The organism is Citrobacter sp. XY323 (genome assembly GCF_025106035.1).
In the GTDB taxonomy this organism is placed as follows: Bacteria; Pseudomonadota; Gammaproteobacteria; order Enterobacterales; family Enterobacteriaceae; genus Citrobacter; species Citrobacter braakii.
In genome coordinates this window covers 1-25,386 of the sequence record NZ_JANYUK010000013.1, presented here as the reverse complement: position 1 = coordinate 25,386, position 25,386 = coordinate 1, and the positions used below count along the sequence as shown (strand labels likewise).

20 protein-coding genes and 1 tRNA gene are annotated in these 25,386 nt (G+C 52.0%); 10 read left to right on the top strand and 11 right to left on the bottom strand.

The window, feature by feature from the left end; all coding sequences use genetic code 11:
- Nucleotides 1-181: 181 nt before the first annotated feature.
- The 5 genes from gmk to recG are packed head-to-tail and all read left to right on the top strand — an operon-like array spanning nt 182 to nt 6,055.
- The gene (gene gmk / locus N0B36_RS17545; protein ID WP_019078035.1) at nt 182-805 is read left to right on the top strand and encodes a guanylate kinase; all 624 of its coding nucleotides are present in this window, start codon (nt 182-184) and stop codon (nt 803-805) included.
- Between the two features lie 54 nt (nt 806-859).
- A complete protein-coding gene (rpoZ, locus tag N0B36_RS17540) occupies nt 860-1,135 on the top strand; it encodes a DNA-directed RNA polymerase subunit omega (RefSeq protein ID WP_000135058.1) in 276 nt (91 codons plus the stop codon).
- Nucleotides 1,136-1,153: 18 nt separating this feature from the next.
- Nucleotides 1,154-3,268 (top strand): bifunctional GTP diphosphokinase/guanosine-3',5'-bis pyrophosphate 3'-pyrophosphohydrolase, encoded by a 2,115-nt coding sequence (gene spoT, locus N0B36_RS17535; RefSeq protein ID WP_003024038.1) that lies wholly within the window; start codon nt 1,154-1,156, stop codon nt 3,266-3,268.
- A gap of 10 nt (nt 3,269-3,278) precedes the next feature.
- Nucleotides 3,279-3,968 (top strand): tRNA (guanosine(18)-2'-O)-methyltransferase TrmH, encoded by a 690-nt coding sequence (gene trmH, locus N0B36_RS17530; protein WP_047415767.1) that lies wholly within the window; start codon nt 3,279-3,281, stop codon nt 3,966-3,968.
- 5 nt (nt 3,969-3,973) lie between these two features.
- Nucleotides 3,974-6,055 (top strand): ATP-dependent DNA helicase RecG, encoded by a 2,082-nt coding sequence (gene recG, locus N0B36_RS17525; protein ID WP_259688689.1) that lies wholly within the window; start codon nt 3,974-3,976, stop codon nt 6,053-6,055.
- 42 nt (nt 6,056-6,097) lie between these two features.
- Here recG and gltS read toward each other — a convergent pair whose 3' ends face one another.
- Nucleotides 6,098-7,303, bottom strand: coding sequence for a sodium/glutamate symporter (gltS, locus tag N0B36_RS17520; RefSeq protein WP_016155009.1), 1,206 nt, complete (start codon nt 7,301-7,303; stop codon nt 6,098-6,100).
- A gap of 225 nt (nt 7,304-7,528) precedes the next feature.
- On the opposite strand from gltS, the gene xanP reads away from it, so the two are divergent.
- Nucleotides 7,529-8,920, top strand: coding sequence for a xanthine/proton symporter XanP (xanP, locus tag N0B36_RS17515; protein WP_003024026.1), 1,392 nt, complete (start codon nt 7,529-7,531; stop codon nt 8,918-8,920).
- Nucleotides 8,921-9,041: 121 nt separating this feature from the next.
- Nucleotides 9,042-10,751: an AsmA family protein gene (locus tag N0B36_RS17510; protein ID WP_153689896.1), complete on the top strand. Its 1,710-nt coding sequence runs from the start codon at nt 9,042-9,044 to the stop codon at nt 10,749-10,751.
- 41 nt (nt 10,752-10,792) lie between these two features.
- Here the strand turns inward: N0B36_RS17510 and N0B36_RS17505 are convergent, their stop codons facing one another.
- The 9 genes from N0B36_RS17505 to N0B36_RS17465 all read right to left on the bottom strand — a co-directional run bounded on the left by N0B36_RS17505 (nt 10,793) and on the right by N0B36_RS17465 (nt 21,007).
- Nucleotides 10,793-11,476 (bottom strand): D-lyxose/D-mannose family sugar isomerase, encoded by a 684-nt coding sequence (locus tag N0B36_RS17505; RefSeq protein ID WP_016155011.1) that lies wholly within the window; start codon nt 11,474-11,476, stop codon nt 10,793-10,795.
- A 49-nt stretch (nt 11,477-11,525) separates the two neighbouring features.
- Nucleotides 11,526-12,386 carry a ketose-bisphosphate aldolase gene (locus tag N0B36_RS17500; RefSeq protein WP_259688688.1) on the bottom strand — a complete coding sequence of 287 codons (861 nt, stop codon included), beginning with the start codon at nt 12,384-12,386 and terminating at the stop codon, nt 11,526-11,528.
- Between the two features lie 80 nt (nt 12,387-12,466).
- Nucleotides 12,467-13,318, bottom strand: a complete 852-nt coding sequence (locus N0B36_RS17495; protein WP_103928759.1) for a class II fructose-bisphosphate aldolase — start codon at nt 13,316-13,318, stop codon at nt 12,467-12,469.
- Nucleotides 13,319-13,329: 11 nt separating this feature from the next.
- Complete coding sequence (locus N0B36_RS17490; protein WP_259688686.1) at nt 13,330-14,421, bottom strand: PTS fructose transporter subunit IIC; 1,092 nt, start codon at nt 14,419-14,421, stop codon at nt 13,330-13,332.
- A gap of 26 nt (nt 14,422-14,447) precedes the next feature.
- Nucleotides 14,448-14,768, bottom strand: a complete 321-nt coding sequence (locus N0B36_RS17485; protein WP_016155014.1) for a PTS fructose transporter subunit IIB — start codon at nt 14,766-14,768, stop codon at nt 14,448-14,450.
- 19 nt (nt 14,769-14,787) lie between these two features.
- The gene (locus N0B36_RS17480; protein ID WP_003842172.1) at nt 14,788-15,258 is read right to left on the bottom strand and encodes a PTS sugar transporter subunit IIA; all 471 of its coding nucleotides are present in this window, start codon (nt 15,256-15,258) and stop codon (nt 14,788-14,790) included.
- Nucleotides 15,259-15,285: 27 nt separating this feature from the next.
- Nucleotides 15,286-16,839 (bottom strand): transcription antiterminator, encoded by a 1,554-nt coding sequence (locus N0B36_RS17475; protein WP_259688684.1) that lies wholly within the window; start codon nt 16,837-16,839, stop codon nt 15,286-15,288.
- Between the two features lie 456 nt (nt 16,840-17,295).
- The gene (gene yicI, locus N0B36_RS17470; protein ID WP_151222216.1) at nt 17,296-19,614 is read right to left on the bottom strand and encodes an alpha-xylosidase; all 2,319 of its coding nucleotides are present in this window, start codon (nt 19,612-19,614) and stop codon (nt 17,296-17,298) included.
- Between the two features lie 10 nt (nt 19,615-19,624).
- Nucleotides 19,625-21,007 carry a glycoside-pentoside-hexuronide family transporter gene (locus N0B36_RS17465; RefSeq protein WP_016155017.1) on the bottom strand — a complete coding sequence of 461 codons (1,383 nt, stop codon included), beginning with the start codon at nt 21,005-21,007 and terminating at the stop codon, nt 19,625-19,627.
- 290 nt (nt 21,008-21,297) lie between these two features.
- Between N0B36_RS17465 and N0B36_RS17460 the strand changes: the two genes are divergently transcribed.
- The 3 genes from N0B36_RS17460 (at nt 21,298) to N0B36_RS17450 (ending at nt 24,525) form a co-directional block, all read left to right on the top strand.
- Nucleotides 21,298-21,392, top strand: a tRNA-Sec gene (locus N0B36_RS17460).
- Nucleotides 21,393-21,553: 161 nt separating this feature from the next.
- A complete protein-coding gene (locus N0B36_RS17455) occupies nt 21,554-22,735 on the top strand; it encodes a phage integrase central domain-containing protein (RefSeq protein ID WP_250010902.1) in 1,182 nt (393 codons plus the stop codon).
- A 23-nt stretch (nt 22,736-22,758) separates the two neighbouring features.
- Nucleotides 22,759-24,525 (top strand): ATP-binding protein, encoded by a 1,767-nt coding sequence (locus tag N0B36_RS17450; RefSeq protein ID WP_259688683.1) that lies wholly within the window; start codon nt 22,759-22,761, stop codon nt 24,523-24,525.
- A gap of 291 nt (nt 24,526-24,816) precedes the next feature.
- Here N0B36_RS17450 and N0B36_RS17445 read toward each other — a convergent pair whose 3' ends face one another.
- Nucleotides 24,817-25,383: a phage polarity suppression protein gene (locus N0B36_RS17445; protein ID WP_250011040.1), complete on the bottom strand. Its 567-nt coding sequence runs from the start codon at nt 25,381-25,383 to the stop codon at nt 24,817-24,819.
- Nucleotides 25,384-25,386: the final 3 nt, after the last annotated feature.

The window sequence follows — 25,386 nt, the reverse complement described above, 5'->3', positions numbered from 1 at the left end:
CGAGCAACGTTCCTGACATTTGCACGAATTGCTGCAAATCGCGGATAAAACAGGAAACTGGTACGCAAAACGCAATAAACATGCGCAAAAAGTGTGACAAGGGCTACGTCACATAGCGGCTACGTGTATAATAAGCCCGTATGTAGGCTCTCTTTCGACAATCACATACATTAAGATACTCATGGCTCAAGGCACGCTTTATATTGTTTCTGCCCCCAGTGGCGCGGGTAAATCCAGCCTGATTCAGGCTTTATTAAAGACCCAACCGTTGTATGACACCCAGGTTTCTGTTTCGCACACCACGCGCGCACCGCGCCCGGGGGAAGTGCACGGTGAACACTATTTTTTTGTGAACCATGACGAATTCAGAACCATGATTGGCAGAGACGCGTTCCTGGAACACGCTGAGGTTTTCGGTAATTACTACGGCACCTCGCGTGAGACCATTGAGCAAGTATTAGCATCCGGCGTAGACGTCTTTTTAGATATCGACTGGCAAGGTGCGCAGCAAATTCGTCAAAAAATGCCGCATGCGCGCAGTATTTTTATTTTGCCGCCATCTAAGATTGAGCTGGATCGCCGTCTTCGTGGCCGCGGTCAGGATAGCGAAGACGTGATCGCAAAACGTATGGCGCAAGCTGTTGCAGAAATGAGCCATTACGCCGAATATGATTATCTTATTGTGAATGATGATTTCGATACCGCCCTGGGCGATTTGAAAACCATCATTCGCGCCGAACGTCTGCGCATGAGCCGCCAAAAGCAGCGTCATGACGCTTTAATCAGCAAACTGTTGGCAGACTGAACCCACATTCAGTATCATGCCCAGTCATTTCTTCACCTGTGGAGCATTTTAAGTATGGCACGCGTAACTGTTCAGGACGCTGTAGAGAAAATTGGTAACCGTTTTGACCTGGTACTGGTCGCCGCGCGTCGCGCTCGTCAGATGCAGGTAGGCGGAAAGGATCCGCTCGTACCGGAAGAAAACGATAAAACTACCGTTATCGCGCTGCGCGAAATCGAAGAAGGTCTGATCAACAACCAGATCCTCGACGTGCGTGAGCGCCAGGAACAGCAAGAGCAGGAAGCCGCTGAATTACAAGCCGTTACCGCTATTGCTGAAGGTCGTCGTTAATCACAAAGCGGGTCGCCCTTGTATCTGTTTGAAAGCCTGAATCAACTGATTCAAAACTACCTGCCGGAAGACCAGATTAAGCGTCTTCGGCAGGCGTATCTCGTTGCACGTGACGCTCACGAGGGCCAGACACGTTCAAGCGGTGAACCCTATATCACGCACCCGGTAGCGGTAGCCTGCATTCTGGCCGAGATGAAACTCGACTATGAAACGCTGATGGCTGCGCTGCTGCATGACGTGATTGAAGATACCCCAGCCACCTACCAGGACATGGAACAGCTTTTTGGTAAAAGCGTTGCTGAACTGGTAGAAGGGGTGTCGAAACTTGATAAGCTTAAGTTTCGCGATAAGAAAGAGGCGCAAGCTGAAAACTTTCGCAAGATGATTATGGCGATGGTGCAGGATATCCGCGTCATTCTCATCAAACTCGCTGACCGTACCCACAACATGCGCACGCTGGGCTCATTACGCCCGGACAAGCGTCGCCGCATCGCCCGTGAAACCCTCGAAATCTATAGTCCGCTGGCACACCGTTTAGGTATTCATCACATTAAAACCGAGCTGGAAGAGCTGGGTTTTGAAGCGCTGTACCCGAACCGCTATCGCGTGATTAAAGAAGTGGTTAAAGCCGCTCGTGGCAACCGCAAAGAGATGATCCAAAAAATCCTCTCGGAAATCGAAGGGCGTTTGCAGGAGGCAGGTATTCCGTGTCGTGTAAGTGGCCGCGAGAAGCACCTGTACTCTATTTACTGCAAGATGGTGCTCAAAGAGCAGCGTTTTCACTCCATCATGGATATCTACGCTTTTCGCGTTATCGTTCATGATTCCGATACCTGTTATCGCGTACTCGGCCAGATGCACAGCCTGTACAAACCTCGTCCTGGTCGCGTGAAAGACTATATCGCCATTCCGAAAGCGAACGGATATCAGTCTTTGCACACCTCAATGATCGGCCCTCACGGCGTCCCGGTTGAAGTACAGATTCGTACCGAAGACATGGACCAGATGGCAGAAATGGGTGTAGCAGCGCACTGGGCTTACAAAGAGCACGGCGGCGAAAGCAGCACCACCGCACAAATCCGCGCTCAACGCTGGATGCAAAGCCTGCTGGAACTGCAGCAGAGCGCCGGTAGCTCGTTTGAATTTATTGAAAGCGTCAAATCTGATCTCTTCCCGGATGAGATTTATGTTTTCACACCGGAAGGGCGCATTGTCGAACTGCCTGCCGGTGCAACGCCTGTCGACTTCGCCTACGCCGTGCATACCGATATCGGTCACGCCTGCGTCGGCGCACGCGTCGACAGACAACCTTACCCGCTTTCGCAGCCGCTCTTTAGTGGCCAGACCGTTGAGATTATTACCGCTCCGGGCGCTCGTCCGAATGCAGCGTGGCTCAACTTCGTCGTCAGTTCGAAAGCTCGCGCCAAAATTCGCCAACTGCTGAAAAACCTCAAGCGCGATGATTCCGTCAGTCTGGGTCGTCGACTGCTCAACCATGCCTTAGGCGGTAGCCGTAAACTGGCTGAGATCCCGCCAGAGAGCATCCAGCGTGAGCTTGAGCGCATGAAGCTCGCCACGCTTGACGATCTGCTCGCGGAAATCGGTCTGGGTAACGCCATGAGCGTGGTGGTAGCGAAAAACCTCCAGCAGGGCGAAGCAACGGCAAACGTGCCAGCACAATCTGGCCACGGTCATCTGCCGATCAAAGGCGCAGATGGCGTGCTGATCACCTTCGCGAAATGCTGTCGTCCGATTCCTGGCGATCCAATCATTGCCCACGTCAGCCCGGGTAAAGGTCTGGTGATTCACCATGAATCCTGCCGTAACATTCGTGGCTATCAAAAAGAGCCAGAGAAGTTTATGGCGGTGGAATGGGATAAAGAGACAGAGCAGGAGTTCATCACCGAGATTAAGGTGGATATGTTTAACCACCAGGGTGCTCTGGCGAACCTGACGGCGGCAATCAACACGACTACCTCCAACATTCAAAGTCTGAATACGGAAGAGAAAGATGGCCGCGTCTATAGCGCCTTTATTCGCCTGACCGCTCGCGATCGCGTGCACCTGGCGAATATCATGCGCAAAATCCGCGTCATGCCGGACGTGATAAAAGTCACCCGTAACCGTAACTAGAACACGTTTTATGAATACTCAACGTTATGCACGTATTTGCGAGATGCTCGCACGTCGTCAGCCCGATCTGACCGTCTGCATGGAGCAGGTCCACAAACCTCATAACGTTTCTGCAATCATTCGTACTGCAGACGCGGTCGGCGTGCATGAAGTCCACGCCGTCTGGCCTGGTAGCCGTATGCGCACCATGGCCTCTTCTGCCGCAGGCAGCAACAGTTGGGTACAGGTGAAGACTCACCGCACTATTGGCGATGCGGTCACACATTTAAAAAGCCAGGGTATGCAGGTTCTGGCAACACATCTGTCAGATAAAGCCGTGGATTTTCGCGAGATTGATTACACGCGCCCCACTTGCATCCTGATGGGCCAGGAGAAAACCGGCATCACTCAGGAAGCGTTGGATCTGGCGGATCAGGACATCATCATTCCCATGACTGGCATGGTGCAGTCGCTGAACGTTTCGGTCGCCTCCGCGCTGATTCTGTACGAAGCACAGCGCCAGCGGCAAAACGCCGGCATGTACCAACGAGAAAACAGCATGCTTGCGCAAGATGAGCAGCAGCGTTTGCTGTTTGAAGGCGGTTATCCGGTGCTGGCGAATGTCGCTAAGCGCAAAGGTCTTCCCTACCCCCACGTAAACACGCAGGGCGAAATTGAAGCCGATGCAACGTGGTGGGCCACTATGCAATCTGCGAGATAAACGCGATGAAAGGCCGTTTACTGGATGCCATCCCACTCAATTCTCTGACCGGCGTTGGCGCAGCGCAAAGCAGTAAACTGGCGAAAATTGGCCTGCACACCGTGCAGGACCTTCTGCTCCACCTCCCTCTGCGTTACGAAGACCGCACGCACCTGTACCCGATTGGCGAACTGCTGCCGGGCGTTTACGCCACCGTAGAAGGCGAAGTGCTGAACTGCAATATCACCTTCGGCGGACGCCGGATGATGACCTGTCAGATCAGTGATGGCTCCGGCATTCTCACCATGCGCTTTTTCAACTTCAGCGCCGCAATGAAAAATAGTCTCGCCACCGGTCGCCGGGTGCTGGCCTATGGCGAAGCCAAACGCGGAAAATACGGCGCAGAGATGATCCACCCGGAGTATCGCGTGCAGGGCGATCTCAGCACGCCGGAATTGCAGGAAACGCTCACACCGGTGTATCCAACCACCGAAGGCGTGAAGCAGGCCACGCTGCGCAAACTGACCGATCAAGCGCTGGACCTGCTCGATACCTGCGCCATTGCCGAACTGCTGCCGCCAGAGTTGTTGCAAGGTATGATGAGCCTGCCAGAAGCTCTGCGCACATTGCACCGTCCACCGCCGTCACTGCAGTTGAGCGATCTGGAAACCGGTCAGCATCCAGCACAGCGACGTCTGATTCTGGAAGAATTGCTGGCGCATAACCTCAGCATGCTGGCACTACGCGCCGGGGCGCAACGTTTCCACGCCCAGCCGCTGCTCGCAAACAACGCGCTGAAAGATAAGCTGCTGGCGGCTCTACCGTTTAAACCCACCGGCGCCCAGGCCCGCGTTACCGCTGAGATCGAACGCGATATGGCACTGGATGTCCCCATGATGCGTCTGGTGCAGGGCGATGTCGGCTCAGGTAAAACGCTGGTTGCGGCGCTGGCCGCCCTACGTGCCATCGCACATGGTAAGCAAGTTGCACTGATGGCCCCTACCGAACTGCTGGCTGAACAGCACGCCAATAACTTCCGCAACTGGTTCGCGCCACTGGGTATTGAAGTTGGCTGGCTGGCAGGTAAACAGAAAGGCAAAGCGCGCCTGGCACAGCAGGAAGCTATCGCCAGCGGTGAGGTGCAGATGATTGTCGGCACGCACGCAATTTTCCAGGAACAGGTGCAGTTCAACGGACTGGCGCTGGTTATCATCGACGAACAGCACCGTTTTGGCGTACATCAGCGCCTGGCGCTGTGGGAGAAAGGTCAGCAGCAGGGTTTCCATCCACACCAGCTAATCATGACCGCCACCCCAATCCCGCGTACGCTTGCGATGACCGCCTATGCCGATCTCGACACGTCGGTCATTGACGAACTCCCTCCGGGGCGTACGCCGGTCACCACGGTGGCGATTCCGGATACCCGCCGCAGCGATATTATTAACCGCGTGCGCAACGCTTGTACCCATGAAGGGCGCCAGGCGTACTGGGTCTGTACGCTGATTGAGGAGTCTGATTTGTTAGAAGCTCAGGCCGCTGAAGCCACGTGGGAAGAGCTTAAACTGGTGCTGCCAGAACTGAATATTGGCCTGGTACACGGCCGTATGAAGCCCGCAGAGAAGCAGTCGGTAATGGCGGCGTTTAAGCAGGGCGAACTGCAGCTGCTGGTTGCCACCACGGTGATTGAAGTGGGCGTAGACGTACCTAACGCCAGCCTGATGATTATTGAAAACCCGGAGCGCTTGGGCCTGGCGCAGTTGCACCAGCTACGTGGTCGCGTAGGTCGTGGCGCGGTGGCCTCCCACTGCGTCCTGCTCTACAAATCGCCGCTGTCAAAAACCGCGCAAAAACGTCTGCAGGTTCTGCGCGACAGCAACGACGGATTCGTGATCGCGCAAAAAGATTTAGAGATCCGCGGGCCCGGCGAGCTGTTGGGTACGCGCCAGACCGGAACGGCAGAATTCAAAGTTGCAGATTTGCTGCGCGATCAGGCGATTATCCCGGAAGTTCAGCGCATTGCCCGTCATATTCACGAACGTTACCCGCAACAAGCTGTGGCGCTGATTGAACGCTGGATGCCGGAAACCGAGCGCTACTCCAACGCATAGTCGATTCATAGCAGCGGCGGATGTGAGTCCGCCGCACAGACATTATTGCGCAAAAATCGGCAGCAGCAGATACAGCTTAATCACCAGCGCATTGACGATATCGATAAAGAACGCCCCCACCATCGGCACCACCAGAAACGCCATATGGGATGGCCCAAAACGTTCAGTAATTGCCTGCATGTTGGCAATCGCCGTGGGTGTCGCACCGAGGCCAAAACCGCAGTGTCCGGCTGCCAGCACGGCGGCATCGTAGTTCTTACCCATCATGCGCCAGGTGACGAATATCGCGTACAGCGCCATGAAAATGGTCTGTACAACCAGGATTGCCAGCATCGGCAGGGCCAGAGAAGCCAGCTCCCACAGCTTCAGACTCATTAGCGCCATCGCCAGGAACAGCGACAGGCTAACGTTACCCAATACCGAAACCGCACGCTCGAACACCCGATAAAAACCCATTAACGCCAGGCCGTTACTGAGGATCACCCCAACAAACAGCACGCAGACGAAAGTCGGCAGTTCCAGCACCGTTCCGACCAGCATTTGTGCAACGATTTTACCCACCGTCAGACAGATAGCGATCAGCGCAATGGTTTCAATCAGCACCAGCGAAGTGATTATGCGTCCGACATCCGGCTTTTCAAATGCGGTAGGCACAGCCTGATCGTCCGGCATGCCGTCTGGCGTGGTAGAGTGTTTGACCAGATAGCGGGCCACCGGGCCGCCAATCAATCCGCCCAGCACCAGGCCAAACGTTGCGCAAGCCATCGCCACTTCCGTCGCATTAGCGAAACCATAGCGCTCAATAAACAGTTTGCTCCATGCGGCCCCGGTTCCATGCCCGCCAGAGAGGGTTATCGAACCGGCGATCAGCCCCATCAGCGGATCCAGACCCAGCAGAGTCGCCATACCAATACCGATGGCGTTTTGCATCAGCAGCAGGCCAACAACCACAATCAGAAAGATACCCACCACGCGGCCACCCGCGCGCAGGCTGGCGATATTGGCGTTCAGGCCGATAGTGGCGAAGAATGCCAGCATCAGCGGATCGCGTAGGGTCATATCGAAGTTCACTTCCCAACCCATGCTTTTTTTCAGTACCAGCAGCGCAATCGCCACCAGCAATCCGCCAGCTACAGGTTCGGGAATGGTGTATTTTTTCAGGAAGGAAACAGACTGGACGAGCTTACGACCCAGCAGCAACACAAGGGTTGCCGCAACCAGCGTTGATAACGTATCGAGATAAAACATTTACAACTCCATTAGTGCGTTTAGCACAATCACGCACGATGCATTCCAGACCGATTTTTAGCTCTTATTGAGTTTTCGGTGTGGATTTTAAGCAGAAAATCATGAAAAGTTATATGAAAATGTTTGTTTATCCGTTTTAAATATTAAGAACACCTGGTAGCAAACGTTTGCATTTCCGCCATGGTCAGATAAAATCACCGCTTTTCCACCATGGGATTGCCTCTGATGTCCGTTAACGCCGTAGAGTCAACAAATGCGCAACCGGTTGCGCAGACTCACAACAGTGAACTGATTTACCGTCTTGAAGATCGCCCCCCACTAGCCCAGACCCTGTTTGCCGCCTGTCAGCACCTGCTGGCCATGTTCGTCGCGGTAATCACCCCAGCGCTGTTAATTTGCCAGGCGCTCGGGTTACCGGCTCAGGATACTCAACACATAATCAGTATGTCGCTGTTCGCTTCCGGCGTGGCTTCTATCATTCAGATCAAAGCCTGGGGGCCGGTCGGCTCAGGGCTATTATCCATTCAGGGCACCAGCTTTAACTTTGTTGCGCCACTGATTATGGGCGGTACAGCGCTAAAAACCGGTGGTGCAGATGTCCCAACCATGATGGCGGCGCTGTTCGGTACACTGATGCTGGCAAGCTGCACTGAGATGGTTATCTCACGCGTACTGCATCTGGCGCGTCGTATCATTACCCCGCTGGTCTCAGGCGTGGTGGTGATGATTATCGGCCTGTCGCTGATTCAGGTGGGGCTGACGTCGATTGGCGGCGGCTATGCGGCAATGAGCGACAACACCTTTGGCGCACCAAAGAATTTACTGCTGGCTGGCGTCGTGCTGGCGCTGATTATCCTGCTTAACCGCCAGCGCAACCCGTACCTGCGCGTTGCGTCACTGGTGATTGCGATGGCGGCAGGTTACCTGTTGGCGTGGTTTATGGATATGCTGCCGCAAAATACCGCGCCGGTAAGTCAGGACCTGCTGATGGTGCCAACGCCGTTGTATTATGGCCTGGGTATCGACTGGAGCTTACTGCTGCCGCTAATGCTGGTGTTTATGATTACCTCGCTGGAAACCATCGGTGATATTACGGCCACCTCCGATGTCTCCGAGCAGCCCGTTTCTGGTCCGCTGTATATGAAACGCCTGAAAGGCGGCGTACTGGCGAACGGTCTGAACTCGTTTGTTTCAGCCGTATTCAACACCTTCCCGAACTCCTGTTTTGGACAAAACAACGGGGTTATTCAGTTAACAGGTGTTGCCAGCCGCTACGTTGGTTTTGTGGTTGCGCTGATGCTGATCGCGTTGGGCCTGTTCCCGGCGGTCAGCGGTTTTGTACAGCATATTCCTGAGCCGGTACTCGGCGGCGCAACGCTGGTGATGTTCGGTACTATCGCGGCATCCGGCGTGCGTATCGTATCCCGCGAACCGCTGAACCGCCGCGCAATTCTGATTATCGCGCTGTCTCTGGCCGTCGGCCTCGGCGTTTCCCAGCAGCCGCTGATCCTTCAGTTCGCTCCGGACTGGGTGAAAAACCTGCTCTCTTCCGGCATTGCCGCAGGCGGTATTACCGCTATCGTTCTGAATCTGGTGTTCCCACCAGAGAAGCAATAAGCAAAATGCGGCGTTGATTCTGAATCAACGCCGCTGTAACGCTCTTTCACCATTCCCGCCTTGAGCATTGCGCCTAAATCGTGCATAACTTGACTATGTGCACTTCGCGGGATGGAAGACCATGAAATTTATTGGAAAGCTGCTTCTTTACGTGCTGATCGCCCTTGCAGTGGCGATCCTCGGCTTATATTTTCTACTGCAAACCCGCTGGGGCGCAGAGCACGTCAGCGCCTGGGTTTCGCAGAACAGCAGCTACCATCTGGCATTTGATGCCATCGATCACCGGTTTTCTTCTCCTTCCCATATTCTGCTGGAAAACGTCACCTTTGGCCGGGATGGTCAGCCCGCAACGCTGGTCGCCAAAACGGTCGATATTGGACTGAGCAGCCGCCAAATCACCGACCCGCTGCACGTAGACACCATTCTTTTGCAAAACGGCACGCTGAATCTTTCCCAGCAAACTGCGCCGCTGCCGTTCCAGGCCGATCGCCTGCAATTGCAAGATATGGCGCTTAACAGTCCCGGTAGCGAGTGGACCCTGAGCGCGCAGCGCGTTAACGGCGGAGTCATTCCCTGGAGTCCTGAGGCGGGTAAAATTCTCGGGAGTAAAGCGCAAATTCAGCTCAGCGCCAGTTCGTTAACGCTGAACGACGTCCCCACGACCAACGTATTGATTGAAGGCAGTATTGACCACGACCGTGTGACGCTGAGCAATATTGGCGCAGACGTGGCGCGTGGCGCATTAACCGGCGTGGCACAACGCAATGCCGACGGTAGTTGGGTAGTGGAGAATCTGCGCCTGAACGATATTCGGCTGCAAAGCGATAAATCGCTGGCCGAGTTTTTTGCTCCGTTAAGCACTATTCCTTCCCTGCAAATTGGTCGTCTGGAAGTAACAGATGCCCGTCTGCAAGGCCCTGACTGGGCGGTGACGGATCTCGATCTGAGCTTGCGCAACATGACCTTCAGCAAGGACGACTGGCAAACTCAGGAAGGAAAACTGTCGATGAACGCCAGCGAGTTTATCTACGGCTCTCTGCACTTTTTCGATCCGATTATGAATGCCGAGTTCTCGCCGCAGGGCATAGCGCTGCGTCAGTTCACCACCCGCTGGGAAGGGGGAATGGTCAGAACATCCGGAAACTGGCAGCGCAACAACAAAGCGCTGGTCCTCGATGATGCCGCCATTGCCGGTCTGGAGTACACGCTGCCGGAAAACTGGAAACTGCTGTGGATGAAACCTCTACCAGCCTGGCTAGCCAGCCTGACGCTGAAGAAATTCAGCGCCAGCCGTAATCTGGTGATTGATATCGACCCGAGCTTCCCATGGCAGCTCACCGCGCTGGACGGCTACGGTGCTAACCTCGGGCTGGTGCAGAACAATCAGTGGGGGATCTGGAGCGGGAGCGCTAACCTCAACGCCGCTGCCGGCACCTTTAACCGCACCGACGTGCGTCGTCCTTCGCTGGCGCTGACGGCGAACAGCAGCACCATCAATATCAGCGAACTAAGCGCCTATACGGAAAAAGGGTTGCTGGAGGCCACTGCCAGTATTTCACAGTTGCCTCAGCGTCAAACTCAGGTCAGCCTGAACGGGCGCGGCGTGCCAATGACGATTCTGCAGCAGTGGGGATGGCCCGCACTGCCGCTTTCCGGCGACGGTAACATCCAGCTTACCGCCAGCGGCAATATTCAAGCCGATGCGCCACTCAAGCCAACGGTCAGCGGCCAGTTGCATGCGGTGAACGTGGAGAAACAGCAGGTAACGCAAACCATGCAGGCGGGCGTGGTATCCGGTAGTGAAGTTACCGCCCCACCCGCTGCGCAGTAAAATCTGACGGCCCGGCGGCGCTTTGCCTGCCGGGTCGCCGTTTATCGCTGTAAGCGCGCATATTCACTGCACAACAGCCACTTCACCGGCTCGTCCTCTTCTATCGCCGGGAAGCGACCGCCTGGCTCAAGGAAGTGATTGTCATGCAGGTCGTCATTGACCATCGAGATCTCCCAGCCCAGCACGAACGCTTTCTCCGCCCAAAAGCGATGATACAACCGCGGCGGCAGGCATACCCCCTGCCCCGGTTTCAATACCAGCGTCTCGCCAGCGTCAACGGAACGCCGCTGACCATCGACGCTAACCTCAACAATACGCCGGGCATCATACCCGTCATCAGGCGTAGCCCACGCCAACTGCATACATAAATCACCGCCGCCGCGGTTAACGATATCTTCCATTTTATGGCGATGAAAATGCCATGGCGTCTGCTGATCCTGCTGAATCTGCAGCATCTTTTCGGCGTACGGTTTGGGGTAGCTGGCTGACCCTAACTGACCATTGCGCAACGTCAGTAACGTCAGCCCCGTTTGCGCAAAATCTCCGCGCCCAAAGTCGGTTATATCCCAGCCCAGTTGGAGATCGAGCACTTCACGCCACAGAGTGTGATCCTGTTGCCGCCAGGCGTCAGCCGTAAAATACGCAAAGTCAGGCAGGCAAACCCGAAAAGTCTCGGCGATGGCATGCGCTTTATCGACGGCATAATTAATGTGTGAACGCTTCATTCCACTTTTCCTTGTTGCGAAAAAGGCGGGTCACCCCGCCTGTATGCGGTTAGTAAAGTGACGCTTTGCCGGTTGAGCCGAACAGTTTCATTTTGTGACGGATCACATCCCGCGCGGCGCTAATGGCTTCCGGGTAAATAATGTTCGGGTCCCACCAGGTTTCTTTCGCCAGGATTTCGCGGACTTTCTGGAAGTAAGCGTATTTCATATCGCTGGAAATGTTGATTTTGCCAACGCCCAGCGTAACGGATTCGGCAATTTCCGCATCCGGGTTCGCGGAACCTCCGTGCAGCACCAGCGGAATGTCCACTCGCCCGGCGATGTCGCGCAGGATGTTCATTTGCAGCTCTGGCTGCATCCCTTTCGGGTAGATACCGTGTGCAGTTCCAATCGCCACCGCCAGCGTATCCGCGCCAGTACGGGCGATAAAATCCTGTGCCTGATCAGGATCGGTATAAGTGACCTTCGATACGCCGCCTTCCACTGACGTCCCGGTTTGACCAATCGTACCCAGTTCCCCTTCCACCGAAACGCCTACCGCATGCGCCAGCTTGACCACTTCGCGGGTCAGCGCCACGTTCTCTTCATACGGCAACAGCGAGCCATCAATCATCACCGAGGTAAACCCACACTGAATCGCCCGCAGGACATGCTCGACCGAAGCGCCGTGGTCCAGATGCAGAGCAAAGGGAACCGGGCTGCGCAGAGTGATATCACGGACGTAGCTAAAAAACGCATCGCCTACAAAATCATGTTCGCTGGGGTGAATGGAGATAATCGCCGGGGTATTGGTTGCTTCCGCTTCTTCCACTACTGCACGTACAAAGCAGCTGTCCGCCACGTTGAATGCGCCGATGGCGAAACCGTGCTGACGGGTAGGTTGCAGTAATTCTTTCATCGAAACTAACATGTTAATTCTCCAGTTTCAGGGTGTAGAAAGCCCTGCCAGTGCGTCGTCGCAGAGGCATAGAAGGCGTTACAGAAAATGAATCAGGCTTTGTCGATAGCGCCGCTGGCCTGCAGGTACGGAATAATGGCTTCCTCGCAGGCCTGCTCCATCAGGGCCAGGGCATCAACGAGTTCACCGGATGTGTCGCGACACAGGGTATGCAGCAGCGCAGCCTTTCCGGCTTCGAAAACCGCCGCGCCAACGTTTATCTTGGCGACGCCAAACGTCGGGCAGCGCTGTAGCTGGTCAAACGGCGTCCCGCTGCCGCCATGCAGCGCCAGCGGCACCGTTGATAAACGGGCAATTTCCTCCAGTCGCTGGAAATCAATGGCGGGTATGACACCGGGCGCGTACATGCCATGTGCCGTGCCGACCGAGACCGCCAGTAAATCGATACCGGTCTGTTGGATAAAGGGCTCCACATCGGCGGCCTGGGTCATCAAATCAGCGTTAGCTGCGTGATCATAGCGCGGGGCGTCGGCCAGATGCCCCAGCTCACCTTCCACGCACAGAGAAACGCTGGTCGCGAGCTCAACCACCGCCCGGGTCTGGCGAATGTTCTCCTCCAGCGCAAAGGCAGAGGCGTCGATCATTAACCCGCTGAATCCGGCGCGAAAAGCCTGGCGAATGCGTACTGGGTCCTTTCCATGATCCAGCGCCAGCGCGACCGGTACCGACACTTCCTCTGCCAGCGTTTTGATGACCGCCACCGCTATCGGTGCAGGAAAATGGCCCAGATGCCCCTGATACAGATTCAGAATGATGGGCGCACGGTGTTTCTCAGCCACCCGCACCGCCGCACGGGCGCTTTCCAGATTCATACAGTTGATGGCCAGCAGCGCGTACTGCTCGCGCCAGGCTTTCGTCACCATGCTTTTCATATCGGCAAACATACGGCCTCCGGTTATTCCAGGGTGAAGGTGATCTCTTCGTCTTTCAGCTTTTGATCGCTAAGTTCATCAAACTCTTCGTCACGTTCGGTCACCGGCTTCTTCCACAACGACAGCATGACGCCGCAAATCACCGTGCCGATCCCCAGCGCCAGGCAAAACAGTAGCGGATGCGTAAAGAGCGGGACCACGAACATGCCGCCGTGCGGTACCGGGCTTTCGACGCCCCACACCATAATCAGACCGCCCGCTATCGCCGAGGCCACTACGCAGGACCCCACCACGCGCAGCAGGTCGCGCGCCGCAATGGGAATGACCCCTTCGGTAATCATGCAGATCCCCATCGGGAATGCCGCTTTCAGCGCCTCGCGCTCCGCACGGGTGTACTTGTGACGCGTCAGCAAAAAGGAGAGCGTAATGCCGAACGGAGGGATTATCGAACCGACAAACTTCACCGCTTCCGGACCGTACACGCCGCTGACCAACATGCCGTCAGCAAATAGCGACATGGTTTTATTCACCGGCCCGCCAAAGTCGAACGTCGCCATTGCGCCAAGGATGGCCCCCATTAAAAAGCGTGACCCGCCCTGCATGGACTCCAGCAGATGAATCAACGCGTCCTGCAGCCAGGCTATCGGTTTGCCAATGAGCGTCATCATCAACAGGCCGCCAATGACGGTACTCAGTACCGGCAGCACCATGATGGGCATCAACCCCTGCATCGACTGCGGCAAACGGATATAGCGCTTGAGCAGCAGGACGGTATAACCGACCAGAAAACCGCCCAGCATCCCGCCGATAAAACCGGTATGAATTTCACCGCAGACAAAGCCGACAATCAGACCCGGTGCGAATCCGGGGCGGTCAGCAATGGAGTACGCAATCGCCGCACTAATCAGCGGTACGATTAACCCCATCCCCCAGCCGCCAATCTGGTTGAGCATCCAGGGTATGGTTCCTGTTTTTTCACCCACGTCAGTGCCGCCAAGTATTTGCCCGAGAGCAATACAGATCCCGGCGGCAACAATTAACGGGATCATCCACGAAATCCCCGTTAATAAATGTCTTTTTATTTCCTGAGATAGCGGAATTTTATTTTCACTCATGTGAAATCCCTCCAGAATGGGGATCGCTACTGGTTATTATTAACTAATGATTTTTCGACCTTTTCAAGAAACTGAATGGGCGATTTTATGACGATTTCAGTTTTTACTCGCACAATACGTTTATTTAAAAATCGTTCCTCCCCTTTTATTTTTACATCCACAGCGAGAATCACGACATCAGCAGCAGAAATGTCCTCTGTCAGCAGTTCGTTTTCCGTGCCGATAGTCCCCTGGGTTTCTACTCTTATATTATGACCAAGCGCTTTAGCACCTTTAATTAACTTCTCACGGGCAATATAGGTGTGCGCAATACCCGCCGTACAGGCGGCAACACAAACAATATTCATAACATGCTCCACGTTTTATTTAGCAGACATTGGATTCAGCATATTGGCTAAAAAGCTCAATAATTTTCTGTGGACTGCTTTCGACTAACAGTTGTTCAATAATGTCGTCATCCGCCAACGCGCCAGCAACCTGCGAAAGCAGACGAATATGGGTAGTGTTTTGATCTTCAAGGCGTACGGCAAACAGAATGATGCAGCGCACGTTGCTGCCGTCCAGGGTTTCCCAGGGAATATCCTGGCGGGTACGCCCAATCGCCAGCGTGGTATTGACCACCGCCGAGGATTTCCCGTGCGGAATCGCAATATGATTTTCGAATCCGGTCGAGCCTTCTGATTCACGCTGCCAGACATCCTGAATAAACGTTTCCCGACAGCTAATTGCCCCATCTTTTTGCAGAATATCCGTCAGTTCCTCAATAACCTCCGTTTTGTTTGTGGCCTTCATGTCCAAAATAACGCGATTTGTATTGAGTATTTTCGTGATGTCCATAAATCATACCTCATGGAGTTCATGACATTAATTTTCAACGACCAGCGACGTCGCCCGATGTAATTTTTCCGTAATAACCGTTTCTGTTACCCGCTTAATATCCGCATCATTGAAGAAGGCGGTGACATACACGACCGGCATGGCAACGGCAGGTAAATTGATCGTCGATACCACCAGTTCAATATCGTCCGTCAGGACGGAGGGCAAGCTGCCTGCCGACACCACGCCGACGATGGTCCAGTCCGGAAAGGCGCGCAGAATGCGGCTTTTGAGTAAGTGAGAGGTGCCGATACCGGTTGAGCAAACCAGCAGCACACGTTTACGCGCTATCTGACGCTCCATCGCGGCCTGAAAATGCACGGTTAAATATCCCACCTCATCATCCGACACGGCCCGCTCGCCCCAGCCGCTAAACACCCGATTCACCGCGCACTGAGTCAGACGCCAGACGTCCTGCAACTCGCCTTTAATGTCCTCCAGCAGCGGATTACGAATGCGGATCTGGTAGTTCAGGCGGTTAATCAGCGGCTTAATATGGATCAGCAATCCGTCATACAGCGCAGTGTCCTGGCTAAGATCGCAGTCAACCATTTCGGCGAAGGTGGCAATCAGCCGATGGGTAATCAAGCGTGCTTCGTCGCTGGAGTGCATATGGCCAATCACGCTCACATCGTTATGCTCTTCAATCACCATACCGGAGGAGATAATATATTGATAAATAAACCAGACTTCGTCTTCCGGCAGCGGGTGGGCAATGCGTTTTTCGATATGCTGAATCATGCGACTGGCAATGGAAAAGATGTTCTCATCACATGACTTGATGCTTTCTTCTTTTCTCGGTAGCGCATTGCCCCGCGTAATGCGGTACATCATGATCAGAATATGGGTAAAGATATTGACGTAATAAGGCTCTCCCAGCGACCAGCACAGATCGTTCTCCATTTCCTGCAACAGCGTCTGGACAAATAAAACGTCTTCTTCGCCAAAGTAATGCACTAACGCTTTATAACTGCCCGGATCAAGTCGTGAATAAATCACGCTTCCAGGTTCATTATGGTTAATCACACCGTTAATCAGCGACGCCATCGCCTGGCGCACGCCGCTCTCGCTGCCTTCAATGTGTGTGCCGCTCTGGCTGCGAATCAGCGACAGGCCCAGCGGGGTAATCCACGATTCAATTACTTTCAGATCGTTAACAATCGATGCACTACTAATAAAATAACGTTCGGATAATTTATTGATCGATGTTTCATGCGGCGTTTCACTTAATAATTGCGAGGCTATCTTAACCCGCCGTGAATTATTCATCATGCCGTCAGCATCATCACCCTCCGACCCTAATAACTGATCCAGATATAAAAGGTCAGTAATGTTATCGGCACTTAATATCACGCCCGCACCGGCACGTTTATCGATGGATATTTTCCATTCCGATAACCATTGTTCCAGTAACCGCAGATCGCGCTGGACGGTCTTCTCTGAAACAGATAAATATTCGGCAATTTTTAGCAGCGTAACATATTCCTTCCGGGACAGAAGAAACTTTAATAATCTGTTTTGTCGCGAGGTAATCATTTGCATTATTTACCCTTATTACATACCAGATTAAATATCTATACCCGTCATACTTCAAGCTGCATGTGCGTTGGCTTTCCTCGCTCACCCCTGTCACGTACTTATGTACGCTCAGGGGATTCGCTGCGTCGCCGCCTTCCTGCAACTCGAATTATTTAGGTTATAAAGAAGCGTTTATGCTCCACGTGTAATCCGTGATGATAAATATAAGAGGACTACGATGCGCCAACAATACTAAATCGTGTCCTGTATTCCGGACAGAAATAAGACAAAAAGAGGAAATAGTGAGATATTTACGGCGCAGATCACATTTTTCGCGGGAATTAGAGTGATAGCGCTCGCAAATATGGTGAGGTAAAAATTTAAGTCGGGATGTTTTTGATTTTCAGATCTGGAACGCTGCTCGCAGCGTAGGCCGGATAAGACGCAATGCATCGCCATCCGGCCCAAGTACAGATTCGCTTACAGGGCTATCGTCAGCACATCTTCATCCGGCGTGACAACCGTTCCCCACTCGCTGCCCGCAGATGAACCGCCCTTCACACCGCTAACCTGTGGAATATTACGCAGGCACAGCGTCCAGTTACGCGCATCTCCACTACCTTGCACGGTGATGGTATTACCCGTGCGCACCGCCTTCAGCGTGAAGATAACCGAGCCGTCAGCAGCCGGAACTTCACAGAGTGCTTCCCGCCCCTCTTGCAGATGGAACAGCTGGAACGCGGTTCCTTCATGCCAGGCGTAGTCCGGCTTCTGGTTATTGCTGCCCAGCGCCAGCAGGGTATTGTCACGCACATAAACCGGCAGACTCAGGAAGTCATGCTGCTGCTTATGCCAGCGGCTGCCGGCCACCTCATCATTACGCCACAGATGCGTCCAGCGTCCTTCCGGCAGATAGAACTGCACATCGCCCGCCTCGCTAAACACCGGCGCGACCATCACGCTATCGCCCAGCATGTACTGGCGGTCGAGATAATCACACGCCGGATCGTCCGGGAACTCCAACATCATCGCGCGCATCATCGGGGTGCCTTGCGCATTAGCGCGCGCTGCTTCGCGATACAGGTACGGCATCATGCGGCATTTCTGCTCGGTGAAGTAGCGCACCACATCACAGGATTCGTCATCGTACGCCCATGGCACACGGTAGGATTTACTGCCGTGCAGGCGGCTGTGGCTGGAGAGCAGCCCAAACGCACACCAGCGCTTGTAGACGTGCGCCGGAGCGGTATTCTCAAAGCCGCCGATATCATGGCTCCAGAAGCCAAAGCCGGACAGGCCAATAGACAAGCCACCGCGCAGGCTTTCCGCCATCGATTCATAGTTGGCGTAGCAGTCGCCGCCCCAGTGCACCGGAAACTGCTGTGCGCCCACGGAGGCCGAACGAGCAAACAGCACCGCCTCTTCTTCACCGACGGTTTCTTTCAGCACGTTCCACACCAGTTCGTTGTAGATGTACGCATAATGGTTGTGCATTTTCTGCGGATCGGCACCGTCAAACCACTGCACATCCGTGGGGATGCGTTCGCCAAAGTCAGTTTTGAAGCAGTCAACGCCGATATCCACCAGACCTTTCAGCTTGTTGGCATACCACTCGCAGGCTTGTGGATTAGTGAAGTCATAAATCGCCAGGCCCGGCTGCCATTTATCCCATTGCCACAGGGAACCGTCCGGGCGCTTGAGCAGATACCCTTTCGCTTTCAGTTCATTGAATAGCGGGGATTTCTGACCGATGTAGGGGTTTATCCATACGCACACCTTTAGCCCTTTCTCTTTCAGGCGGCGGATCATACCTTCCGGGTCCGGGAAGGTCACCGGGTCCCACTCAAAGTCGCACCACTGGAAGGCCTTCATCCAGAAACAGTCGAAGTGAAAGACGTGCAGCGGCAGATTGCGCTCGGCCATACCGTCGATAAAGCTGTTCACCGTCGCTTCATCATAATTGGTGGTGAACGATGTGGTCAGCCACAGACCGAACGACCAGGCTGGCGGCAACGCCGGACGGCCGGTAAAGCGGGTATAGCGATCCAGCACCGCCTTCGGCGTTGGGCCGTCGATGACGAAATATTCCAGATACTCGCTTTCAACGCTGAACTGCACTTTCGACACTTTCTCAGAGCCGATTTCAAACGACACGCACTGCGGATGGTTCACCAGCACGCCGTAGCCGCGGTTGGTGAGATAAAACGGGATGTTCTTGTAAGACTGCTCGGTACTGGTACCGCCATCGCGGTTCCAGGTTTCCACCGTCTGGCCGTTACGTACCAACGCGGTAAAACGCTCCCCCAGCCCGTACACCGTTTCCCCCACGCCCAAATCCAGACGCTCAAACATATAGTTACGCCCGCTGTGGGTATCCTGCACGTAACCGCTATTCTTTAGCTGACTGCCGGTAATACGTTCACCATTACGCAGGAAATCCAGCGACCAGAACTCACCTTTGGTCACCCGAACGCTCAGATTGCCGCTCTTCAGTTCGGCAAATTCAGCGGTGTTTCGCATCTCAACATTGACGTCCTGCAACACGTTCAGCGGGTAATGCGGGCCGGTATCCAGCGCGCCCTGGAAGTGTTCCATACGTACGCCCACCACACCTTCCTGCGGCGAGAAAAAGCGTAAGGTGAAGAGTGGGGTATCCAGTTGCCAGGTACGTTCACGCACGTCGCGCGGCGCAACGTAGACAATCATCTCGTTACCCTGCTGTTCAACGTCGAACACCTGAATTGGGTGTATTAAATTCAGGCCAGGTTGGGTCAGCCAGTTTCCATCGCTAATTTTCATCGTCAGTTCCTTAGTTCTGTAATTCTTTCGTCGTGAAATCCTGCTGGTTGCGGCGCGCGCCCTGAGCCAGCTGACTCATAATTTCCGTCAGATACGGCGTTTTCAGGGTATAGAAGCGTTTGGCAATCACGGCACTCAGCAGGTAACAAATCGCCGGGACAATGGTGAACAGGGCGATGATGATGCTAATGGTGGCGCTGTTCTGGGTTTTCGCGGCGGCGTCGTAGCCCCCGCCCGCCAGCATCCAGCCGATCAGCGCCCCGCCGAGCGCCAGACCCAGCTTGAGCACGAACAACGTGCCCGCAAAGCTGATCCCCGTCAGGCGTTTACCGTTGCACCATTCGCCGTAATCAACGGTATCGGACATCATTACCCACTGGATTGGCGTAACGAGCTGGTGCAGTACACCAATGACAAAAATAAAGATAAACATGGTGATGCTGGCGTGCATCGGCACAAAGAACATCGCCAGGCTCGCTACCGCCAGCGCAGCGTTGGTCCACCAGAAGACGCTGACTTTGCATTTCCAGTCGGTCAGCGGTTTTGCCAGCGCAGAGCCGATCAGGTTGCCGACGCAATAGGCGGTGAGAAAGGCGACAAACACCTCCGGCTTACCCAAAATCCAGGTGACGTAATACATCATCGCCCCGCCACGAACGCAGACGGCCAGAATATTGAGGATGGTCAGCAGGCCGACGATGCGCCATTGGTCGTTTTGCCAGATGTCGCGCAGGTCTTCACGCATAGAGGTGGTGCTCGGCGGCGCTTCCACGCGTTCTTTGGTAGTGAAGAAGCAGAACGCCAGCATCAGGAACGCCACCACGGAGAGCACCGCAATCCCACCTTGAAAGCCGAACGCTTTATCCTCGCCACCAATCAGATTCACCAGCGGCATCATCAGCACGGTGGAGAGCATGCCGCCCGCCGTCGCCAGCACAAAGCGCCATGATTGCAGGGAGATACGCTGCGTTGGGTCATTAGTGATCACGCCGCCCAGCGCGCAGTAGGGAATATTGACCACGGTATAAAGCAGGGTCAGCAGCGTGTAGGTGATTGCGGCATAAATCATTTTGCCGTTCAGGCTGAGATCCGGCGTGCTGTAGGCCAGCACGCAAACCAGACCAAACGGAAGTGCGCCAAACAGCACCCATGGTCGGAATTTCCCCCAGCGCGAACGGGTACGGTCGGCCAGCAGCCCCATGCAAGGGTCTGAGATGGCATCCAGCGCGCGGGCCAGTAAGAACATGGTGCCGACAAATCCGGCTGGGATACCAAAAATATCGGTATAGAAGAACATCATATATAACATGACGTTATCGAAGATAATGTGGCTAGCCGCATCGCCCATTCCGTAGCCAATCTTCTCTTTAACAGACAGAATTTCACTTTTCATTACGCATCCTTGTTAGCACTTTCACACGCCCTGATACCGGTTACAGTTCTTGTAAACCATCCCTGTGAGCGCGGGTATTCCGATATCTCGTTATCAAATTACGATTCTTGTTTTCTGTGATCAGCGTAGCGTCTAAAAATGTGTCTAAGTGTAAGTAATGGATTTTGCGGGGATTTATTTGAAACTGGTCATGGTATAGAGAAACGGAAGTTAAAAAAGTGAGTGAGGGGGTGTGGAAACGTTTGGAAGTAGCTATAATGCGCCCCGCCTCCATGTAGCAATCGAGGCGCGGAAGATCGTCATCTCCGGTGAGGTGGCTGGACTTCAAATCCAGTTGGGGACGCCAGCGTTCCCGGGCAGGTTCGACTCCTGTGATCTTCCGCCAAAATTCCTCCGTCACCATCCGAGAAAGTCTAAAAATCCTTTATTTTCAAAGCATATAGTAAATCACTCATCCGTAACCGTCCGACAAGCTCTCCCTGAATCCATGAAAAATATGTATAGTGATGTGTATAGATTTTTTATACACACTTTTGACTTATACACATGCCACTAACAGATATACAAATTAAACGAGCAAAGCCCCAAAACAAACCCTACACACTGAACGATGGACAAGGCCTGTCATTACTCATCAATCCAGACGGCTCAAAGGGCTGGCGCTTCCGCTTTCGTTTTGCCGGTAAAGCACGGCTAATGTCATTTGGCAGCTACAACCTTGTGAGCCTCGCAGAAGCACGTGAGAAACGCGATACCGCTCGTAAGCAGGTAGCAAACGGCATAGACCCAGTGGGAGAACGTAAAGCCCAAAAACTGGCACAGCAACTCTCAACAGAGAACTCATTCGAAACCATATGTCGAGAATGGCACACTAACAAAGCTGACCGCTGGACAGTGGCCTATCGCGAAGAAATCATTAAGACATTTGAGCAAGATGTGTTCCCGTTCATTGGTAAACGCCCTATCGGTGAAATCAAACCGTTAGAACTGCTTGAAGTATTGCGACGAATAGAGAAGCGTGGGGCACTAGAGAAAACACGTAAGGTGCGTCAGAGGTGCGGTGAGGTTTATCGCTACGCAATCATAACTGGCCGCGCTGAATACAATCCTGCGCCTGATTTAGCCATCGCTCTGGCCGTTCCTAAACAAAAACATCATCCATTTCTATCTGCCGAAGAATTGCCTCATTTTATTCGGGATCTCGAAGCCTACACCGGTAGCATCATCACTAAAAATGCTACAAAGATAGTCATGCTAACTGGTGTAAGAACGCAGGAGATGCGCTTTGCTACTTGGGATGAGGTAGACCTTGAGAAAGGTATATGGGAAATCCCAGCAGAAAGGATGAAAATGCGCAGGCCTCACATCGTGCCGCTTTCTACTCAGGTAATCGATCTCTTCAAGCAACTCAAGCCTATTACTGGCCACTACCCTTATATTTTTATTGGCAGGAACAACCGTAGTAAGCCAATCTCGAAAGAAAGTGTGTCACAAGTGATTGAGTTACTTGGTTACAAAGGACGTGCTACAGGTCACGGTTTTAGACATTCATTATCGACCATCTTACATGAACATGGATTTGATAGTGCATGGATTGAGATGCAATTAGCTCATGTTGATAAAAACAGTATAAGAGGTACTTATAATCATGCTCAATATTTAGAGAGAAGATTACACATGTTGCAGTGGTATAGTGACTTACTTTATCCAAAAATAAAAAATTTATAATGGAGCTTTAAAAGGAGCGTTTTATGACCAAAGATACCATAACCTCTGTTCTGATTCGTATATTGAAAGAAAAACGTGATGGTCTTATATTAATAAATGGGGAGTGGGGTGTAGGTAAAACATATTTTCTTCAAACTGAATTTAAACAATTTTATTCAGATGCGAGTCATTTTTATTTGTCTGTGCTTGGGTTAAATAGTTTACAAGATTTCAAAGATAGGATGCTAAGCATAACGTATCTAAAAAATCCTTCTGAGATAAAAAAACTTGGAGATTTAACCTCAAGTGCTGCATCAGCATTAACCCAAGAAGAAAGCACTGGAAAGTTGACGGAACAAATTATATCAACCTTTTCAGGTGCGATGAGAGATTATGTACTCAAGGATCTTTCAGGGGTTTTTGTCATTGACGATTTAGAAAGAATCCCTCAATCTTTGAGAGATGAAATAGCAACTTTTTGCCTGCAAAGTTATCAAAATGATAATCGATTAGACTTTATTTTAGTGGGTAATTTTTCAAAGCAAAGTAATGAGGTATTAAGTCATAAAGAAAAAGTTGTCAGTGATGAAATATATTTCTCCATTAACAACCTTACCGATATATTAGAGCAAAAGCTGGACTCATTAGACGAGAGACATAGACATTTAATCACACAAGTTATTATGGGATTCGAAGAAACAAATCTACGAATTATTAATAGAGTAATTTCAAAATTGATACCTCTTTTTGAAAAACAAGAATCTGGGCAAGAAATCTCTGATATAGACATAAAAAATTTGGTCACTTCACTTTGTGCTCATATAATACTAAAAGAGAAATTTTCATATCAAGAAAATGATTTCCATGATAATTATGTCACATCCTCTCTCAAAACACTTACGACTTCATCTGAGAATCATCCAGATAAAATAAGCAAAGAAGAGAGTAACCTTTTAAATATCACAGCTTACAGAACTTATAATGATTTAATGATTCCATATTGTTTTAATGTGATATCTCAAAAAGATATCATTCCATATACATTCAATTTACAAGAGCCTTTAAAAAAAAGTGATTACGCCACGTTAAAACAACCGGAATGGTATAATATACCTGAAAATGATTATTTGGATGAAATTGAAAAGGTAATACTAAAAACTTCATCACCGACACTATCTACTTGGCTAATTGCTACAAACAATTACCTTAGACTCTCAAAATCAAAATACATCCCCCGAATAAAAGGATTAACTAACAAAATCATCGAAAAAAACAAAAATAGCTTTAGTGACGATGAAATAAAAACATATTTTCTAGAATCAAATCCCAATATAGATGATATCCCACTACATATATTAAGAAGAGAGGAAAATGATCTTCACAATTACTTCCTTAGTAAATACGGTGAAATAATAAAGAAAGAGAAAATAAAAAACCTGAAAAATAAAATGAATGATGGCGGTTGGAGTGCTATTGATATGGATATTTACCAATCAAAATTTAAATTTAATCTACTTGAAACGTTGGATGTAAGCCTTATCATAAATGGAATAAAAAAAACTTGGTCCATTCGCGATATTCAGATGTTTTCAAACCATCTATCATCACTCTATAACTTCTCTAACCTTGCAGATTTTCTTTCTGCTGAACTACCACATCTTAAGAAGTTACATTCAGCCATAAGTGCTCATCATAAAGGAATTAAGAGCTCTTTTCGACGCGGAGCCATAATTGAACTAACAGAATGCGTTAAACGCATAAAAGAAGCTTTAGAACAAAGCATCGCCTTAAAAGAAGGCGCATCTCAATAATTACTTCATGCAACCTCCATGAAGCGCATGCTCTCTCTGGTTTGGTTATCATTCTTCAAGCCAGAGAAAAAATTTAATAGCCCTCCCTGTTGCGCGCAATGCTCTCCCCGCCACGCCTGCCCGCTTAAGAGGTCGCTTTTAATGCAGGTGCATGAACCGGCTCAGGCCGCGCCGGTACTGGCGTGGTGGGGGGAAATAAAATACGGGGATTTGCATGCAAAACCATGCACCTTATGGATGCATGGCTTTTTTCGGGAAAAATAGTGGAATTTTCGGGGATTTTTTCGCGTGCTACCGTGCGGCCAGTTCTGCACGTCGGCGGGTGTAAATCAGGTTCTGTGCCGGGGTGAATTTCTGGCGATTATCATCCCGCGAGGCCGCATCAGGCCTGAATCCGATGGCCGTTAAAATGTCGCTGTCCTGCGCGGAATAATTAATTTTTTCACCTGCGGCCAGCCACACCGACAGGGCTTCACGCAGATAATCAACCGAGTGCTGCATGGCGCTCTGTTTTACTGCGGGAATTTGTTCGTGATATCCCATCAGCTCAGGCGCCAGCGTGGCGGCCAGCTCCGCGCCGTGCTGCTGCATAAAGTCATGGAGCCGGTTGCGGATGCTGATGTGCTGTACCTCCTCATGTGAGCGGATATAGCGACCGGCGGCCTGATTAATCTCCCATTTTTTCACGTCGATATTGTCGCGCAAATCCTGCATTCTGCGCGGGATTTGTTCGTCACCGGCAAGGAGCTGTTCACGGTATTCCCGTTCAAGGTCTGCCAGTTCTGCTTTACGTTTCAGCCAGGTGTTTTTGTTCGTCTGACAGGCCTCAAAGGCCTGCTGTATGGTCACAGTGGTCACGTG

What these genes read in the sequence shown, in the direction of transcription:
- gmk (WP_019078035.1), top strand. Translation starts at nt 182, where the DNA reads ATGGCTCAAGGCACGCTTTATATTGTTTCTGCCCCCAGTGGCGCGGGT.
- rpoZ (WP_000135058.1), top strand. Translation starts at nt 860, where the DNA reads ATGGCACGCGTAACTGTTCAGGACGCTGTAGAGAAAATTGGTAACCGT.
- trmH (WP_047415767.1), top strand. Translation starts at nt 3,279, where the DNA reads ATGAATACTCAACGTTATGCACGTATTTGCGAGATGCTCGCACGTCGT.
- recG (WP_259688689.1), top strand. Translation starts at nt 3,974, where the DNA reads ATGAAAGGCCGTTTACTGGATGCCATCCCACTCAATTCTCTGACCGGC.
- gltS (WP_016155009.1), bottom strand. Translation starts at nt 7,303, where the DNA reads ATGTTTTATCTCGATACGTTATCAACGCTGGTTGCGGCAACCCTTGTG.
- xanP (WP_003024026.1), top strand. Translation starts at nt 7,529, where the DNA reads ATGTCCGTTAACGCCGTAGAGTCAACAAATGCGCAACCGGTTGCGCAG.
- N0B36_RS17510 (WP_153689896.1), top strand. Translation starts at nt 9,042, where the DNA reads ATGAAATTTATTGGAAAGCTGCTTCTTTACGTGCTGATCGCCCTTGCA.
- N0B36_RS17505 (WP_016155011.1), bottom strand. Translation starts at nt 11,476, where the DNA reads ATGAAGCGTTCACACATTAATTATGCCGTCGATAAAGCGCATGCCATC.
- N0B36_RS17500 (WP_259688688.1), bottom strand. Translation starts at nt 12,386, where the DNA reads ATGTTAGTTTCGATGAAAGAATTACTGCAACCTACCCGTCAGCACGGT.
- N0B36_RS17495 (WP_103928759.1), bottom strand. Translation starts at nt 13,318, where the DNA reads ATGTTTGCCGATATGAAAAGCATGGTGACGAAAGCCTGGCGCGAGCAG.
- N0B36_RS17490 (WP_259688686.1), bottom strand. Translation starts at nt 14,421, where the DNA reads ATGAGTGAAAATAAAATTCCGCTATCTCAGGAAATAAAAAGACATTTA.
- N0B36_RS17485 (WP_016155014.1), bottom strand. Translation starts at nt 14,768, where the DNA reads ATGAATATTGTTTGTGTTGCCGCCTGTACGGCGGGTATTGCGCACACC.
- N0B36_RS17480 (WP_003842172.1), bottom strand. Translation starts at nt 15,258, where the DNA reads ATGGACATCACGAAAATACTCAATACAAATCGCGTTATTTTGGACATG.
- N0B36_RS17475 (WP_259688684.1), bottom strand. Translation starts at nt 16,839, where the DNA reads ATGCAAATGATTACCTCGCGACAAAACAGATTATTAAAGTTTCTTCTG.
- yicI (WP_151222216.1), bottom strand. Translation starts at nt 19,614, where the DNA reads ATGAAAATTAGCGATGGAAACTGGCTGACCCAACCTGGCCTGAATTTA.
- N0B36_RS17465 (WP_016155017.1), bottom strand. Translation starts at nt 21,007, where the DNA reads ATGAAAAGTGAAATTCTGTCTGTTAAAGAGAAGATTGGCTACGGAATG.
- N0B36_RS17455 (WP_250010902.1), top strand. Translation starts at nt 21,554, where the DNA reads ATGCCACTAACAGATATACAAATTAAACGAGCAAAGCCCCAAAACAAA.
- N0B36_RS17450 (WP_259688683.1), top strand. Translation starts at nt 22,759, where the DNA reads ATGACCAAAGATACCATAACCTCTGTTCTGATTCGTATATTGAAAGAA.